A 16,312-nucleotide genomic window follows, 5' to 3' on the forward strand; every position below is an offset into this window, starting at 1 on the left:
GCGATCGCCGAGGCCTGCGTTGAACTGAAAAACGAACACCGCATGAATGCGCTTCGCACCCGCATGCGTGCCCATGTCGATGTGACGTTCCAGGCGTCCCCTGTGGCCCGCGTGATGCGACGCGACTGGAACATCGTCAGCAGCAAGCTGTACGTCAACGCCCTGGCCCAAGACTATCGCCAGCGCATCGAATCGGACATGATCGAGATGACCTGGCAGATGGATGACACCGCCGACCAGGTTCGCGCCATGCCTTTCGAGAAACTCGACACCAGCTGGCTGCACCCTCGCCGCATGCAGGTGCAGGTAGTCCACCCCATCACTGCCGCCTGGCTGCGCTCCATGGTCGCTATGGACGAGATGTACGCAAAGCTGATATGTGCCGAGAAAGCCGGCATGATTACGCTGCGCAAGCGCCATGCCCTGCTGCTGCCCTGCCAGCTCTCCTACATGGCTTTCAAGGCAACGGCCATGAAGATGCAATTGCGCTGCACGGATGAACTGCTGATCCAGGCCAACCTCTGAGCGCGGCGATTAAATCCTTCATGGAATTGACGAGTTTTCGACCGGCTAAATTTAGCCGGTCGGTCGTCACTCAGACGCCAGCCTGGGAAGATCGGCGCCCTGCTGCCTGTCCGATACGTTTGTCAGTGACCGGCTAAATTTAGCCGGTCGGTGTCGGCGCTCAGACTATCACGCTACGCAAGCGCCACGCCCTGCTGTTGCCCTGCCAGCTCTCCTGCATGGCTTTCAAGGCCACGGGCCATGAAGATGCAATTGCGCTGCACGGATGAACTGCTGATCCAGGCCAACCTCTGAGCGCGGCGATTGAATCCTTCATGAAAGTGATGAGTTTTCGACCGGCTAAATTTAGCCGGTCGGTCGTCACTCAGACGCCAGTCTGGAAAGATCGGCGCCCTGCTGCTTGTCGGACACGTTTGGCAGCGACCGGCTAAATTTAGCCGGTCAGTTTCTGGAACTCGCCGCGTAGCAGCGCGACGACCTCGGCGAGGTTCAGCGCCTTTAGTCGATTCTTTTTCAGGAAGGCGGCCCATTACCTTTGCTTGGCGGCATCCTGCACGAATGCATCGCTCAAGCCCGAGGGGAGGGTGCTGGGCATCGCCAGTTTCCGTCGATCGAACGTGGTCTCGACTGCGCGGCGCAATTCGGCGGTTTCCAAAACATCCTCGGTCAGCAGTATCCAGAGATCGAAGTAGTCCTTCATGCGGCAGGGCCGGAGCATCAAAGTTTGTTTACATTCAACGACTTACGATAAGCCGTTGTAAAAGCGGCTCAGAAAAAATCGTGTCTACTCTTGGGTTTCAGGAGCAAGAGATGGCGGAGAAAGACACGATAGAAGAGCTCATCGAGCAGTTGCGCCAGTTGAAGGACCCGCGGGTCGAGGGTCGCACCGACCACAACCTGCTCGACATACTGGTTTTGGCACTGTGCGCGGTCATGTCAGGGGCACAAGGGTGGGATGACATTGAAGATTGGGGGCGAGCGCGCGAAGGCTGGCTGCGTCGCTATCTGAAACTGCGCAACGGCATTCCCGGGCCCGACACCATCCGTCGGGTATTTGAGGCGCTCTCGCCAAGGCAGTTGTCGACCTGCTTGAGTTCCTGGATGGCGCCAAGTCTGTCCTGCGGTGGGTGGCCTGGTCATCGCCATCGATGGCAAGAGTCTGCGCGGGGCGGCACGTCCGGCCTGCGGGTTGCGCGCACTGCATCAGGTATCGGCCTACGCCGCCGAATATGGCCTGACGCTGGGACAATTGGCCTGCCAAGAAAAGTCCAACGAAATCACGGCCATTGGCGAGTTGCTGCCAACGCTGGCGCCCGAGGGAGCGGTTGTCACCATCGATGCCATCGGCTGCCAGAGCGCGATTGCCGAGCAGATCGTGGACGGTGGTGGCGATTACGTGCTTGCCGTCAAGGACAACCAACCACATCTGGCCCACGCCTTGCGCGACTTCTTTGGCACGCTCGACGCGCCCGGCGACCCGGTCAGACAGACCTGCGTGCATGAAACGCTGGACAAGGGCCATGGCCGCATTGAAACCCGTCGCTGCACGGCGGTGGGCGATCTGGATTGGCTGGCTACCCTGGGGCTCAAGGAACGCTGGAAGAAGCATTGAAAATGGCTTGCACTGGTGCCTGGATGTGACCTTTGGAGAGGACGCCTGCCCCATCCGGCTACGCAATGCCGCACTCAACTTCTCATTGCTGCGCCGTGCCGCCATGAACCTGTTTCGTGCTGACCACTCTCGCGCCATGAGCCTGCCAAAAAAACGCAAGGCCGCTGCCTGGAACCCGGACTACCGCGCCAATATCCTTCATCTGCGGGAAATTTGATGCTCCGGCCCTGCTGGCACTGGCTTCGTTCGCCAACTTTACTTTGATTTGTGAGAGAATAGATCTAGTCCAACCATGTTTTTGGTTTTATTTATACAAATCAATGAGTTAAGGAAGTGATGGGCGAAATGAAGGAAGAGCAATCAGATTTAGCCCAGATGGTTCGCTTGGCTCTGACCGAGCAGACGGAAGATGTGCGCCTGTTCGCGGCGCGGCTGGTCCGCAAGTACCGTGGGACGGCGCCCGACCTCGCCGAACAGCTCAAACTGTTCCTGAAGTCGAAGCCGGCACGCAGAGTTTCTCCCATGCGCAAGCTGTCGCCCCAGCCGTCGGCGACCCACGCCTTGCCGGTAGACGACGAATCCCGCCTCTCGCTCCTGAAGGTGTTCAAGGACACGCCGACGAAAGACGCGCCGCTGCTGTCCAGCGATGTCGAGGATGTCTTGGGACAACTCATCGCCGAGCGCCGGCAGAGTGATCGGCTGCGGGCCATGGGGCTGACGCCGACCCGCTCAGCCATCTTTGTGGGGCCGCCTGGGGTGGGCAAGACGCTTACGGCCCGCTGGTTGGCTACGCAGTTGAAGGTGCCGCTGTACGTGCTCGACCTGACCGCCGTGATGAGCAGCCTGCTGGGCAAGAGCGGCGCCAACCTGCGGGCGGCCATCGACTTCGCAAAGCGCGAGTCCTGCGTGCTGCTGCTGGATGAGATCGACGCTATTGCCAAGCGGCGCAGCGATGACACCGACGTGGGCGAACTCAAGCGCCTGGTCACGGTGATCCTGCAGGAGGTCGACGAATGGCCTTCCAGCAGCGTATTGCTGGCGGCCACCAATCACCCGGAGTTGATCGATCCGGCGTTGTGGCGCCGTTTCGACTTGGTGGTCCAGTTCAAGACACCCGATGAGCAGGCCCTCAAGGAAGCCGTCAAGCGCTTCCTCGGACCGGACTACGCCCTCTTTGCGCGCTGGATCGACATCCTGGTGTTTGCATTCGCCGGGCACTCGTTCAGCGACATCGAGCGCGATGTGCAGCGCTTCCGGCGTGCCGTGGCTCTGGGCACGACCACCGACGCCGACTTGGTCGAGGACTTTATGAAGGCACGCGCCTTGGCGCTCGACAGGCAGGGCCGCATCGATCTGGCGGTGATGCTTGCCAAGCAGACCCGCTTGTCCCAGCACACCGTCTCCGACATCACCGGGGTGAGCCGGGACACGATCCGCAAGTACACCAACGAGACACCTGCGGCACGAAAGGCCGCGCCCCGGAGAAAGGCTGACGCATGAGCCAAACCAATTTCCTGATCGGTCGTGGCGAACTGCTGACCCATGACATCGTCGGCCCGAGACGCATGCCCGGCAAGGCCGAGGTTTACACCTTCGCGCAGGCGCGGGAACGAATGGTTCCTCAGTTTCGAAGTGCCGCCAAGGCGCTGGACGAACTGCCTGCTGATGCCTGTCCGGGCGACTTCGCAGTGGCCCGGCTGATGATGAACCCCAGTTTCATCGCTCGTTCCTACTTCCCGACCGGGCTGTTGCGCAGTACGGGGCTGGAGTCCATCGGCAGCCGCACCGTCAAGGTCAAGCCGCAGGCCTGGACCCGCAAGGGGCAGCCGCAGGAGACCACAACGACCGAGCTGTTCGTCGCCGGCAAGCGCCAAGCCTTCCGTAAGCTCTCGCAGTGGACGGAAACCATCGACGCGCAGTCCGACGAGGGCGAAGACCTGACCCACATCGAACAGTTTGCCGCGTTCGCGGCGGCCGAGCGCATCGTGAACCTGGGCGGCCCAAAGGATCGCTTCTTCGAGGTGGGCTTGCATTTGTTGCCGGACGAAGATCCTGGCCTGATCCAGAGGGCCTTCGTGAAGTTTGCCAGGCGGGAGGAGGTCAAGGTCCACACTGAAGTCGACTTCGTCGCAGGCAACCTGTGGTTTGTGCCGGTCGAGGGCAAGCCGCGCGAAGTCGAGAGGCTGGCCGGCTTCGCCTTCGTCCGGGTGATCCGGCCGGTGCCCAAGCTGCGCGGCATTCGCCCGTTGCAACGCAGCGGCGGCCCCTCGGTGGGGTGCAGCCTTCCCACCGAGCAGGCCCTGTCGTCCGAGCCTCGAGTCGCCATCCTGGACGGCGGCCTCCCAAAGCACCACCCCATCGGTCCCTGGCTGCACTTATACCGCAAGCTCGACGAAGATGCCGCCGATGACCCGGACGGCCCGGAGCACGGTCTGGGCGTGACATCGGCCGTGCTGTTCGGCCCGATCCAGCCCAACGGGATGGCCGGCAGGCCTTTCGCACCGGTGGACCATTTGCGCGTGCTCGACCAAGATTCGAGCGGCGAAGACCCGCTGGAGTTGTATCGCACGCTCGGTCTCATCGAACAGGTTCTGCTGTCGCGATCCTATGAGTTCATCAACCTGAGCTTGGGGCCGGACCTGGAGGTTGAGGATCAGGAAGTTCATGCTTGGACATCCGTCATCGACGAACTGCTCAGCGACGGCGACACGCTCATGACCGTGGCTGTGGGCAATAACGGAGAACGCGACCGCGAACTTGGTTACAGCCGTGTGCAGGTTCCGTCGGACTGCGTGAATGCGCTCTCGGTCGGCGCAGCCGATGACACGGGCACGGGTTGGGCTCGCGCGCCCTACAGTGCGATCGGGCCAGGCCGCAGCCCCGGTGTCGTCAAGCCGGACCTGATGGCCTTCGGCGGCAACCCGGCGTCCAAATACTTCCACGTCCTGGCGCCGAACGCGAGGCCGGTGCTGACGCCCCAACTCGGCACCAGCTTTGCGGCGCCGTACCTGCTGCGCAGTGCTATCGGCATCCGTGCAATCCTGGGCGGCAACCTGACGCCTCTCGCCATCAAGGCCTTGCTGGTCCATGCGGCCGATCCCGGCGAGCATGATCCGATCGAAGTTGGCTGGGGCAAGATTCCCGAGGACACCCTGGACATCATCACCTGCCCGGATGGCGTGGCCCGGGTGGTCTATCAGGGCGAGCTCAAACCCAGCAAATACCTGCGCGCCAGCTTGCCGCTGCCGAAGGAGGGTCTGACGGGCAATGTTCGCATGAAGGCCACCTTCTGTTACGCATCTCCTACTGATCCGCAGGATGCCGCGGCCTACACCAAGGCCGGTCTCGAAGTTGTCTTCCGTCCCAACGACGAGAAGATCAAGGATGGCAAGAGCAACGCCGACACCAAGGGATTTTTCGACCTGAAGAAGTTCGCCACCGAGCAGGAGCGCCGCTCTGATCAGGGCAAGTGGGAAACCGTGCTGCACGGGGCCAAGACCTTCCGTGGTTCTAGCCTCAAGAACCCCGTATTCGACATTCACTACAACGCCCGCGACGGCGGCGGCCGGGCCACTGGTCCTGAGAAGATCCGCTACGCATTGATCCTCTCGGTCGAAGCCCCGAAGCACGCCGATCTCTACAACGAGATCCTGCGCACCTATGCCAAGACCCTCGTGCCGATCCAGCCGCAGGTGTCCTTGCCGATCCGCATCCGGTGACGGTGGAAGGGCAAACGTATGTACAGAACGGACTGACGGGAAAGGAGGAGATCGATGCCGGAACCGTTGAAGAGCAAAGACAAACACGGGGCGCCGTTCACACGGCCGCCCGAGATCGAGGCATCCTTGGGAAGGCTGGAGGCGGTCGATGCTGCGGCACGCCTGCAGGCCTTCGCTGTCGCGTCGAGGAAGAGCAGCGGCTATGTGCCGTCGGAAGCGCTGACGTATTTCCTGCGGCGTGCCTGGGCTGCCGATGCCCGGGACGAGTTCAAGCAGATCTTCGAACTGCTCATGAAGCGCGTGGAGCAGTCCCTGTATTCAACGGTCGCCGACTCCCGCATGACTGGGGCGCAAGGCATACGCGAAGAGATCATGGGCCGCTTCGCCGAGCGAATCGCCAAGGACTGTCAAGGCCGCTTCGCCATGCTGGACTTCTTTGAGGTGCGGTTCGACCTGGCATTCGCCCGATTCCGCAAAACCGTGCTGAGGCAGATTGGTCCGGCCTCGGTTCTTACCGTGCCGCTGTCCACGGATGGCGATGAGGGTCAGGACATTTCTCCGGAGGTCGAGGCAGCAGCGGCCGACTTCCTCGGAGGTGACCCTCAAAAAATTGACGATCCGGCTTTCCGGTTGGAGTTGGATGCTGCGATTGATGCGTTACCAGATGATCAAAGACGGGTCGTGGGCTTGCTGCGGCAAGGTTTCCAGATCGACTCAAAGGACTCGAACATCATGACTATCGCCAAGATGCTGAAGTGCGATGAAAGAACCGTACGGAATCGCCGCGACCGTGCATACAAGACCCTCAGGTCTGCTCTGCAGGAGGACGCATGAGCACTTCAAAGCCGTTCGCCGCGGACGAGGAATCCGTGCTGATGGCGTTCTCAATGGAGCCCAGCCATGGCCGGGAAACGCTTGTGCGTTACATCAAAGAGTACCCGCAGCACGCGACTGCGCTGATCGACTGTTCGATCGATCTGCGTCATGAGCCACCGGCGGAAGATGTCCCGGCGACCGTGGTGCCGGACAGTGCGGTGGACAAGGCCTGGCAGCGGTTTGAGCGGGCTGTCCAGCAGCTCGACGTGGAGGTCGCGAACCCCTTCGCCAAACTCAATACGAGCGGCTTCAAGTCGCTCGCACGCAGCCTGGATGTCAGCAATCTCTTTCTGATGCGCGTGCGTGATCGAGCCATCAGTGCTGCCACCATCCCCGCCCGATTCATCGAGAAGCTTGCGTCGGAGTTGGGCGCCACAGCGCAAGCTGTGGCTGCGTACCTGCAGGGTCCACCGGGCATGGTCTCCGGACATGCCTTTCGGTCCAGCGTGAAGCCGAGCGTGGGTGAACAGATCACTTTCGACCATGCGGTTGCGACTTCTCAGTTGACGCCGGAACAGCAGGCGACGCTGAAGGCGTTGTCGGACTGAGCGATGGACGCCACCGAGGCCGCTCGCCGGGAAGCAGAACGTCTGCACCGGGCGAACGTCGCGGCCGGCGGCGATCCGACCCGACCTCTGGCGTTTGCGCTTCGGGAGGCCACGGGTTGCGGCTTGGATGTGTACGCGCTGCAAGAAGGAGATCCACAGCTCAAGGGAGGTAAAGCCACCTTCGACAGTCAGGCTGGATGCATCCTCTACGAGGATTGCGGATCGGACTTCGAGCGCGCCTTCTTGATCGCACATGAACTCGGCCATGTCGTGCTGGAAGGTGGCACGCTGGACGTGGTGACGGTGGACGTCGAGCCCGACCGATCGATGGAGGACGCGCCGGTCGGTGTCGATCGCGTTCTTGACTACGGGGCGCGCGAGCGACGTGAGGTAAAAATGGACCTCTTCGCGCGCGAGTTCCTGCTGCCGCGCCCTGTCTTGCGCGAGTTGCATGTCGACGAAGGGCTGACATCCGACGCGATCGCGATGCGCTTCGGCGCGCCGCGCGTCGTGGTACAGCAACAGTTGCTGGATGCATTGCTGCTGCCACCCGCCGAAGAGCCGCACCCCGTGGGCGCAGTCGCGGTGGCAGGCCCGCTCACCCCTGACCCCACGCAGGCTCAGGCGGCCGCACATCGTGGCTTGGCGTTCCAACTGCAGGCAGGGCCCGGTACCGGCAAGACGAGGACACTTGTTCGTCGCATCGAAGGGTTGCTTGCGGACGGCGTCGATCCAACCACGATTCTTGTCCTCACCTTCTCCAACAAGGCGGCCAATGAACTGTGCGAGAGGATTGCCGCCAGCAATCCTGTCGCGGCGGCGGCGATGTGGATCGGCACATTCCACGCATTCGGCCTGGACATCGTTCGCCGTTTTCACGACCGACTGGCGTTGCTGCCGGACCCAAGGTTGATCGACCGGACGGAGGCCATTGAACTCCTGGAGGACGAGTTTCCGCGGCTCGACCTGAAGCACTATCGCAACCTCTGGGATCCGGCCCTGGATTTGAGCGACATGCTGAGCGCCATCTCGCGCGCCAAGGATGAGGTTGTCGATGCTGCGGGCTATCGCGCCCTCGCGCAGTCGATGGCTGTCCGGGCGGGAACCGACCAGGACGCGAAGGTCCGCGCGCAGAAGTGCCTGGAGGTCGCCACGCTCTTCGAGGCATACGAGCGGCTGTTGACCGTGCACCAGTTGTTGGACTTTGGCGACCTGGTTGCGCTGCCGGTCCGTCTGGTGGAGGGCAGCGCCGAGGTCAGGGACGCCCTGCGTGCTCGCCATGAGCACGTGCTGGTGGATGAGTACCAAGACGTGAACCGCGCCTCGGTGCGGCTCCTGAAGGCCATCGTCGGCGACGGCCGCAACCTGTGGGTCGTCGGTGATGCACGCCAGTCCATCTACCGCTTCCGCGGCGCCTCTGCGACGAACATCGCGCGCTTTGCGATCGACTTCCCCGGCGCGCAGGCCGCACAGCTGGGCGTCAACTATCGCTCCGACGAGCGCATTGTCGATGTTTTCACCGAGTTCGCGCGCGGTATGCGGGCATCCAGCGGAGCTTTGCCGCTGAAGCTGACGGCTGACCGCGGCACCGAAGGAGACCGGGTAGAGCTTCGCGTTGCTGACTCGGCTGACGACGAAATCTCCGCGCTTGCCGCGTCGATTACCGCCTTGCACGCGCAGGGCATTCGCTACGGTGGCCAGGCGGTGCTGTGCGCGTCCAACGCGCGCCTGAATGCCATTGCCGAAGGTCTTGAGGCCAGAGGCATTCCCGCGCTGCACCTGGGTAGCCTGTTCGAGAGGCCAGAAATCAAGAATCTCCTGGCCTTGCTGTCGCTGGCGACCGACCCGCGAGCCGCCGCGATGGTGCGCGTGGCAACCACGGCCCGGCATCAAATGCCGCTGCAGGATGTCATGCGGGTCATCGAGCACCTGCGAGCGGCGAATCCGGCCTCGCTGGCATGGTCGGCCATGCATGCCGAGGTGGACGGCCTGGCAGATGACACTCGGGAAGCACTCTCGCGCTTGTCCACGCTTTTCGCGGGCGTGAGCGCATCGACGAACCCCTGGACTCTGCTAGCCGGATGGACGATAGATGGTCTCGGACTCGCGAAGACGCTGTATCAGGCTGATGATGCGCAGAGCCGCATGCAAGGTCTGGCCATCTGGCAGTTCCTGAACTTCTGTCGCCGGCAACCAAGAGGTCAGGGCGTGCCAGTGCTTCGGCTGCTTGATCGCATCCGGCGCCTGGTGCTGCTCTCGGAGGATCGTGGCTTGAGCCAGCTGCCCCGCAGCGCCGAGAGCATCGACGCAGTGCGCCTGATGACGATCCACGGAAGCAAGGGGCTGGAGTTCGATGCCGTTCATCTGCCGGGCATGGTGACGTCCGGCCTGCCGCGCAACAACGTGCCGCCGCGTTGTCTTCCACCGGATGGCCTAATCCATGGCTCGGAGGGCCTGACCGGCATTGAGGCCGTGAAGGCCGGCCATGACGAGGAAGAAGAGTGCTTGTTCTTTGTCGCGCTCTCGCGAGCGCGCGATAGGTTGCTGTTGTATTCCTACGCCAAGCAGGCGGATGGACGTGCGCGCAGCCCCTCCAGATTCGTCGCCCCGATCGAGCGATTCCTCGCCCGCCCTGCCTTCGTGCCGTTGCGAGCCGGCCCGCCATCGACGGGCGTGCCGCTTTCCATCACATGGCAAGGGCGTCCTCAATGGACCGATATCCAGGTCAACCTCTTCGAGCGTTGCCCGCGCCGTTTCCTGTACACGCACGTGCTGAGGCTGGGCGGTCGGCGAACCGAAACGGCGTTCATGAAGATGCACAACGTCGTGAACGATGTGTTCGAGTGGCTGAAGCGCGAGCACGAGACGACGAGTCCAACCGTCGACGAGTTGGCGGCGCGCTTCGAGGAGGCGTGGCGCTCCAAGGGAGCGGCGGAGCATGGTTACGCGGAAGACTACCGGCGCATCGGCAGACGGCTCGTCGACTTTCTCATCGAGAGCCGCAGCCGTGGAGTATCCGCGCCGGCATCTCCGATTTCGTTGGGGTGGGCCGAGGGCGAGATCCTTGTCAGCCCCGACGGCGTGGCCCGCGGAGACGGCGGCCGCGTCACGGTGCGACGCGTCAAGACGGGCAAGCAGCGATCGAACGCCTTCGATGACATCGAGTACACGGTTCTTCATCTCGCTGCCGTCCAAGCCTACGGCCCGCATGCGCAAGTCGAGGTGACCTACCTGACCAGCGAAACCATCCAGCCGATGGAGATCTCCTCGCGCAAGTTGGAGACCAGGCGCGAGAAGCTGCGGTCCTTCCTTCAGGCGATGCAGGCTGGGCAGTTCCCGGCGAAGCCCGAGGCGCGCAGCTGTCCGCGCTGCCCGAGCTTCTTCCTCTGCGGCGACTTGCCCGGAGGGGCGTGGGTGCAAGAAAAACTTTGACCGGCCTTTCCGGTCTGGCTTTGGGCTGCGATTGACTGAGTAAGGAGGCCAGAAAGCCTGCAATCCAGCAGGTGATGGCTCCCCAAGAAAGGCAATCAAATGCAAACCAAAACCCACAACGGCGATGACCGTTCCGATGTCGAAGATGTCGCGGCGGCGATCCGCGAAGGCCGCAGCCTGCGCGCGGCGGCGCTCTACCGGATCGTCGTCTTGGACGACCAGCTCAATGAGCGCAACATCGATCTCACCGATCCGGTGCCGACCGCGCGCCAGATCCTCCAGGCCGCCGGCTTGCGCCCGGGCGACGGCTACAGTGTCTACGCGATCCTGACCTCCGGCGAGTTCGAGGACCTGCGCCTGGACGAAACCTACGATCTGCGCGGCCGCGGCGCGGAGCGCTTCGTCATCTTCCAGACCGACCGCTCGTTCAAGTTCACGATCGACGACCGCCAACTGGAGTGGGGCAAGCCCAGCATCAGCGGCCGCGTGCTCAAGGCGCTGGCCGGCGTCCCGCCGGAGACCTACGACGTCTACCTCGAAGTGCGCGGCGGCGGTCAGGATGTCCTGATCCGCGACGGCGACCTGATCGATCTGGGCAAGCCGGGCATCGAGCGCTTCATCACGCTGATCCGAGACACCACGGAGGGCCTGCTCGCGCTGCCCGACGCGGACGAGCGCTATCTGAGCAGCCACGGCGTGGTCTTCGAGACAGTGAGCGACGGTGCGCACACGGGCGTCATCTTCAAGCAGCTGCCGCTGCCCGCCGGAAAGTTCAACCACGCCGCGGCCGACGTGCTCGTTCTCCTGCCGCCCGGCTATCCCGATGTCGCGCCGGACATGTTCTATTGCGACCCCTGGCTGACGCTGCAAAGCGTGGGGCGCTGCCCGACCTGCGCCGACCAGGCCCACGCGTTCCAGGGTCACAGCTGGCAGCGCTGGTCGCGCCACAACACGGCGTGGCGGCCGGGCATCGACGGCCTGCACACCATGCTCAAGCGCATCGAGCACGCCATGGCGGAGGCGAAGTGATGTCGGCGGCTGCTCTGGACATTGTCTTGCTGGAGCCGCACGAGGCGGCCCTGCGCTCGCTGCTGCACAGGGATGACGGGGCCGAGGCGTCCGCCTATGTGCTGTTCGGCAGGGCCGACATCTCGGCAGACCCCTGGTCGGGCCTGCCCCGCGCCAGGCTGATCTCGCACGAGGTCATCCCCGTCGCGGCCGATGAGATGGTCTCGGCATCCCCGGTCCACGTCACGTGGTCCACCCGAGGCTTCATGCGCGTTCTCGGCGTCGCGAAGGAACGCGGCTTGGTCGCGGGCCTGGTGCACACGCATCCGAACGCGGCAGCGTTCTTCTCCGACCAAGATGATCGAAACGAGGCAGAGCTGGCCCGGACGACGTTCAACAAGGGCGTTTCCGGCCTGGCCAGCATGGTTTTCGGCCGCGACGATGCTATGGCGGGCAGGCTCTGGATCGCACCCGGCGAGACCGTCACAGCCTCATCGATCTCGCTGGTAGGCAGCCAGATCAAGATCGCCCGCGCGGAAGCGGCAGCTGACGAAGGCCAATTCCTGGCGCGGCAGGCCGCGCTCTTCGGCCGCGGGTTCAATACAGTCGTGCGCGGGCTGCGGGTCGGCGTCGTAGGGGGCGGCGGCACGGGCAGTGCTGTCGCGATGCTGTTGGCGCGACTGGGCGTCGGCTTTCTGGGGCTAATGGACAAAGACACCATCGATGTCACCAATCTCAACCGCGTGCATGGCTCGCGTGCCGCGGACGTTGCCGCCGGCCTAGCCAAGGTGGACATCCTCGCGCGCGAGACTCGCGCGGCGGGTCTCGGCACCCAGGTCGTCACCAAGAAGGAATGGGTCGGCCACCCTGATCTGCGCGACCTGCTGCGCTCCTGCGATGTGCTGTTCGGTTGTACCGACGACCATCAGGGGCGGCTGACGCTCAACCGCCTGGCGCACTACTACGGCATCCCGCTGATCGATGTCGGCCTGCGCATGCGCGCGGCACGCAGTGGCGCGGACTTCGACATGACGGGCCGCGTGTCGATGATTCGCCCCGGCAACCCTTGTCTCATGTGTCTGGGGGTGGTCGATACTCGCCGCGCTGCGGCCGAAGGGCTCCGGCGCAGCGACCCGGCCGAGTTCGAGCGGCGTAAGGCGGAAGCCTATGTGGATGGCGGCGGCGACCCCTCGCCCGCCGTGGTCACGTTCACCACTGCCATCGCCTGCGCGGCCGTCGATGAGCTCATTCAGGGCCTGACCAGCTTTCGCGGCCCCGGGGGCATGACACACAACAGGATTCGCCGCTTCGACCGCGTGGAAGATCGTTCCATGACCTGCCGACCTGTCGCTTCTTGCCCGGTTTGTGCCAGCCAGGCGAGCTGGGGGCGCGGCGATGTCAACCCTTTCCTCGGCGTGATCGGATAACCATGAAGCGACTTATCGCGCGCGCGCTGCGCCGGCTCGGGTGGCTGCGCTACGACCTGCTCATTTCTCCGGTCGCGCAGCATCCGGGCAAGAACGCCGTGCCGCCGGGCGAGCTGTGGCTGGTCATCGACACCGGCGTCAAGAAGTGGGCTTGCATGAGCTGCCCGGGCGGTTGCGGGGTGCAGATCGCGCTTTCACTTAACCCGGATCGACGGCCTCGCTGGTCTGTTGAAACAGACTTCTGGGGGCGTCCCACCGTGTCGCCTTCCATCCACCAGCATCGGGCATGTTCCTGTCACTTTTGGGTGAAGAAGGGCGTGATCGAGTGGTGCCGGTAAGAGACGCACGCTTTCCGCCCCGGTCCAAAGCCTGAGGTTTACCCACAAATACAAGCTCATTCGTTTTGCCTGAAGATGCGATACATCTCAGTGCACTCGTGCAAGGCAAGAAATCCACGCCACATGGCCGTGGGCCCTGGAGGGTGGCATGCTTGCGGTTCAGATAGCTGCCGAGTTGGGCGATCCATAGCACAACCTGGGCCAGCGTCGGTGGCGTGTCCGGCGGTTTGGCCGTGCCGTTTGCCCGACAGTACAAGGCGCGCCATTCGAGCGGTTGCAGCAGTGTCTCGCATGACAGGTCTCCATCGAGCCGGCCTACCAGCGTCGCATACAGAATGCGCCAACTGATGACCCCAAACAATGCCGTGGCGCGCACAAACCGATCGTAGTTGCCGAACTGCCGGGCCTCAACGCGGCAGCCGCTTTTGAGCACGCGGTGCCACGATTCGATCGTCCAGCGGCGCGCGTACCATGCCAGGCGCTCCAGCGCTTGTTCGCAGGTGTGCGTGGGCACCGAACTCAACAGCAACCATTCGAGCGGTTCGATTCCATCGTCCGCGCCGATCTCCAGCGCGTGAATGGCGAACACTTCTATCGATGGCAGTTTCTCTGCGATCCGGTGCCGCGGTGCCTGCAAGCGCACCTTCGTGCAGCGCAGCGCCAGCCGTGCAGTGCGTGCCGGTTTCCGGGTGTTCGCACTCGCCGGCACCAGCAAGTCGGTTTCTCCCAGCACGGGTGTGCCCAGAACGGTTTGCCACAGGTACTGCTCTTCATGCTCAACCCGCCGGTTCCAGGCCGCCCGGACCAGCCAGTCGACACCTTCGACGCGCTGCGCCATGAATACGTCGTAGATGTCGCCTTCCCGATCACTGATGCCAACGATGTGCGTGTCTTTGCAGTGGGCCTCGAGGGCTACCAGTCGTTCATGGCCTGCGCGCCATTTCACGCTTTCCTTGTCCGCAATGGGCAGTTTCTTGCGCTTTGTCCTCTTGCCCGATTCTTCGGCTGGTCGAACCCGGGTCTTCATGCCCAGCACACCGAGGGGCAGGCCCTCGGGGCTGACGGCCAATTGGCTGTGAATCATGAAACCATGCCGGTTACCGCCGGTGCCGAGCCCCAGTCCTTCGGTGGCCGGCAAATGCGTCAAATTGAACTCGCTCGTGCCCTGCGGCACCAGCACCACAACCAGCACCACAGGCAGTTGCCGGATGCGTTCGAGCGTTTGTCCGATATGCGGCTCCAGCACGCCCTTGGCGTCGACCTTCGGGTTGTCGAAGAACCGGTAAGCTGCCTTCAGGGTCGCTGCGTCGAGGGCTTGCGGAAACGAGCAGTGCGGGGCCTGCGATATTTTTCTGGCCAGCACCGCCAGGCGTTGTGTGGGCCGGGCATCCCCGAAGTCGGCCTCTCCAAATTCGTCATCTGCCCAATCGTTGCTTTGCGTTCTGGCCGTCAATTTCATCCCTCGCTCGTGAACTGTCATCATACAAAGCTAACATCGTCCGACACCGCTTACAACCCCCTTCAAGCCTGCGCTGGCCTGCGGTGCGGAGTTGTGGGGAAACCTCAGACCTGGAGCGAGGCAAACGAAGGCAAATGAAGGGGTCCAAACATGGCTGACGAACCAGGCCTTGATGCCTATCCAAAGCTGCAGGGGCACATCCTTTCACGCAAGGAATTTGGGCCGCTACTTCGCAGTCGCGCAAGGGCCAAACATCAAGCCGAATGGCGCGATCTGATCCGCGCCTTGGCTGCCATGCCGCCCTCCTCTGCCGAGCTCGCCGAACGCTTCCATACGCAGTGGCACGTCTGCCACCACTTCCTGCGCGAGCTCGTCGCCGACGACGACCTGTTGCTGCCGATGCTGAGGGTTTGGCTGCCTCGCTACGAAGGCCCGGACATGGTCCTCTATCGCGGCGAGAACATCGACCGATTTGAAGCCGGCCGGATCGGCACCGCGTGGAGCGACAAGCTCGAGACGGCGGACATGTTCGCCCAGGGCCTCAACGCCGTCGGCAAGGGCGGAGTGATCTTGCGAACGCTGGCCCCTGCTGCAGCAATCATCGCCGGCCCGTCATGGCATAGCGCGCAATGGCTCGGCGAGAGCGAGTTCACTGTGGACAGCGGCAAGCTCGGCAAGATTCAAGCCGTAGCGCGATTCAAGCCAAGTCACTGAGACGTTAGCCATCGGGTAATTGCCGGGACATGTGGGACTGCAGTGGCCGCGCGCAACCCATAAGAAGCGCGTCTCGGCGTCCTGCTACCATCACGCAGATGCACAGACACTTGCGGGGCTAGTGGACCATAACGTTTAAATAGATAGTAAAATTACCTCCTTGGAAGACACGATGAACTTGACCGAAGCCGAAATCGTGGAACTGCGGCAGCAAGCCAATGGAAGGGCCGTTCGAGCGGATTTGGCGCGTCGTGCGCGTCTGATCTTGCTGCTTGCCGAGGGACTGACCTGGAGCGCCATCAGGGCCAAGCTCGATTGCAATGACAGCTACATTGCTCTCTGGAGCAAGCGCTTCGCTGCGGACCGTTTGGCAGGCTTGTTTTCTCGCCATGCCGGTCGCCAGCGCTACAAGGTCACCGACCGCCTTGAGGCGCGTGTGTTGGCGCGCACGACCAAGCACAAGCCCGCCGATGGCTCCACGCACTGGTCCACGCGCAAGCTCGCTGCCGAACTTGGTGGCGACATCTCGCACATGACCGTGGCGCGCATCTGGGCCAAGCACGGACTCAAACCGCATCGGCTTGAAGGCTATCTCGCCTCCAACGATCCGGACCGGGTGAACTGCTGATCCAGGCCAACCTCTGAGCGCGGCGA

14 protein-coding genes and 2 pseudogenes are annotated in these 16,312 nt (G+C 63.1%); 14 read left to right on the forward strand and 2 right to left on the reverse strand.

Going from position 1 to position 16,312, the window contains the following annotated elements; genetic code table 11:
• Window positions 1–42 precede the first annotated feature (42 nt).
• Window positions 43–525 carry a hypothetical protein gene (locus VEIS_RS18085; RefSeq protein ID WP_157048582.1) on the forward strand — a complete coding sequence of 161 codons (483 nt, stop codon included), beginning with the start codon at window positions 43–45 and terminating at the stop codon, window positions 523–525.
• 529 nt (window positions 526–1,054) lie between these two features.
• On the opposite strand, the gene VEIS_RS26820 is transcribed toward VEIS_RS18085, so the two are convergent.
• Window positions 1,055–1,243, reverse strand: coding sequence for a nucleotidyl transferase AbiEii/AbiGii toxin family protein (locus tag VEIS_RS26820; RefSeq protein WP_011811438.1), 189 nt, complete (start codon window positions 1,241–1,243; stop codon window positions 1,055–1,057).
• Window positions 1,244–1,335: 92 nt separating this feature from the next.
• Here VEIS_RS26820 and VEIS_RS31235 point away from each other — a divergent pair.
• From VEIS_RS31235 to VEIS_RS30730, 11 genes and pseudogenes are all read left to right on the forward strand, one after another.
• A pseudogene (locus VEIS_RS31235) lies at window positions 1,336–1,572 on the forward strand (transposase family protein); the annotation flags it as partial.
• A 76-nt stretch (window positions 1,573–1,648) separates the two neighbouring features.
• A complete protein-coding gene (locus VEIS_RS31240) occupies window positions 1,649–2,137 on the forward strand; it encodes an ISAs1 family transposase (RefSeq protein WP_011811439.1) in 489 nt (162 codons plus the stop codon).
• Between the two features lie 7 nt (window positions 2,138–2,144).
• Window positions 2,145–2,354, forward strand: a complete 210-nt coding sequence (locus VEIS_RS30725; protein WP_049773958.1) for a hypothetical protein — start codon at window positions 2,145–2,147, stop codon at window positions 2,352–2,354.
• 158 nt (window positions 2,355–2,512) lie between these two features.
• On the forward strand, window positions 2,513–3,637 hold the full coding sequence (locus tag VEIS_RS18095) for an AAA family ATPase (protein WP_232287739.1): 1,125 nt from the start codon (window positions 2,513–2,515) through the stop codon (window positions 3,635–3,637).
• Window positions 3,634–5,856, forward strand: coding sequence for a S8 family peptidase (locus VEIS_RS18100; protein ID WP_011811441.1), 2,223 nt, complete (start codon window positions 3,634–3,636; stop codon window positions 5,854–5,856). The genes VEIS_RS18095 and VEIS_RS18100 overlap by 4 nt, the downstream gene beginning before the upstream one ends.
• Before the next feature lie 54 nt (window positions 5,857–5,910).
• On the forward strand, window positions 5,911–6,690 hold the full coding sequence (locus tag VEIS_RS18105) for an RNA polymerase sigma factor (RefSeq protein ID WP_011811442.1): 780 nt from the start codon (window positions 5,911–5,913) through the stop codon (window positions 6,688–6,690).
• Window positions 6,687–7,280 carry a hypothetical protein gene (locus VEIS_RS18110; RefSeq protein ID WP_011811443.1) on the forward strand — a complete coding sequence of 198 codons (594 nt, stop codon included), beginning with the start codon at window positions 6,687–6,689 and terminating at the stop codon, window positions 7,278–7,280. Before VEIS_RS18105 ends, VEIS_RS18110 begins: the two co-directional genes overlap by 4 nt.
• Before the next feature lie 3 nt (window positions 7,281–7,283).
• Window positions 7,284–10,712, forward strand: coding sequence for a UvrD-helicase domain-containing protein (locus VEIS_RS18115; RefSeq protein WP_011811444.1), 3,429 nt, complete (start codon window positions 7,284–7,286; stop codon window positions 10,710–10,712).
• Between the two features lie 99 nt (window positions 10,713–10,811).
• On the forward strand, window positions 10,812–11,741 hold the full coding sequence (locus VEIS_RS18120) for a multiubiquitin domain-containing protein (protein WP_011811445.1): 930 nt from the start codon (window positions 10,812–10,814) through the stop codon (window positions 11,739–11,741).
• On the forward strand, window positions 11,741–13,147 hold the full coding sequence (locus tag VEIS_RS18125; RefSeq protein ID WP_011811446.1) for a ThiF family adenylyltransferase: 1,407 nt from the start codon (window positions 11,741–11,743) through the stop codon (window positions 13,145–13,147). Before VEIS_RS18120 ends, VEIS_RS18125 begins: the two co-directional genes overlap by 1 nt.
• A 155-nt stretch (window positions 13,148–13,302) precedes the next feature.
• Window positions 13,303–13,485 (forward strand): DUF6527 family protein, encoded by a 183-nt coding sequence (locus VEIS_RS30730; RefSeq protein WP_232287961.1) that lies wholly within the window; start codon window positions 13,303–13,305, stop codon window positions 13,483–13,485.
• 193 nt (window positions 13,486–13,678) lie between these two features.
• On the opposite strand, the pseudogene VEIS_RS18135 reads toward VEIS_RS30730, so the two are convergent.
• Window positions 13,679–14,968 (reverse strand): annotated as a pseudogene (locus tag VEIS_RS18135) (IS4 family transposase); the annotation flags it as partial.
• 126 nt (window positions 14,969–15,094) lie between these two features.
• Between VEIS_RS18135 and VEIS_RS18140 the strand changes: the two are divergent.
• Complete coding sequence (locus VEIS_RS18140) at window positions 15,095–15,658, forward strand: hypothetical protein (RefSeq protein WP_011811448.1); 564 nt, start codon at window positions 15,095–15,097, stop codon at window positions 15,656–15,658.
• A gap of 172 nt (window positions 15,659–15,830) precedes the next feature.
• Window positions 15,831–16,286: a helix-turn-helix domain-containing protein gene (locus VEIS_RS18145; RefSeq protein WP_011811449.1), complete on the forward strand. Its 456-nt coding sequence runs from the start codon at window positions 15,831–15,833 to the stop codon at window positions 16,284–16,286.
• Window positions 16,287–16,312 lie beyond the last annotated feature (26 nt).

The sequence above is a fragment of the Verminephrobacter eiseniae EF01-2 genome (assembly GCF_000015565.1).
In the GTDB taxonomy this organism is placed as follows: domain Bacteria; phylum Pseudomonadota; class Gammaproteobacteria; order Burkholderiales; family Burkholderiaceae_C; genus Acidovorax; species Acidovorax eiseniae.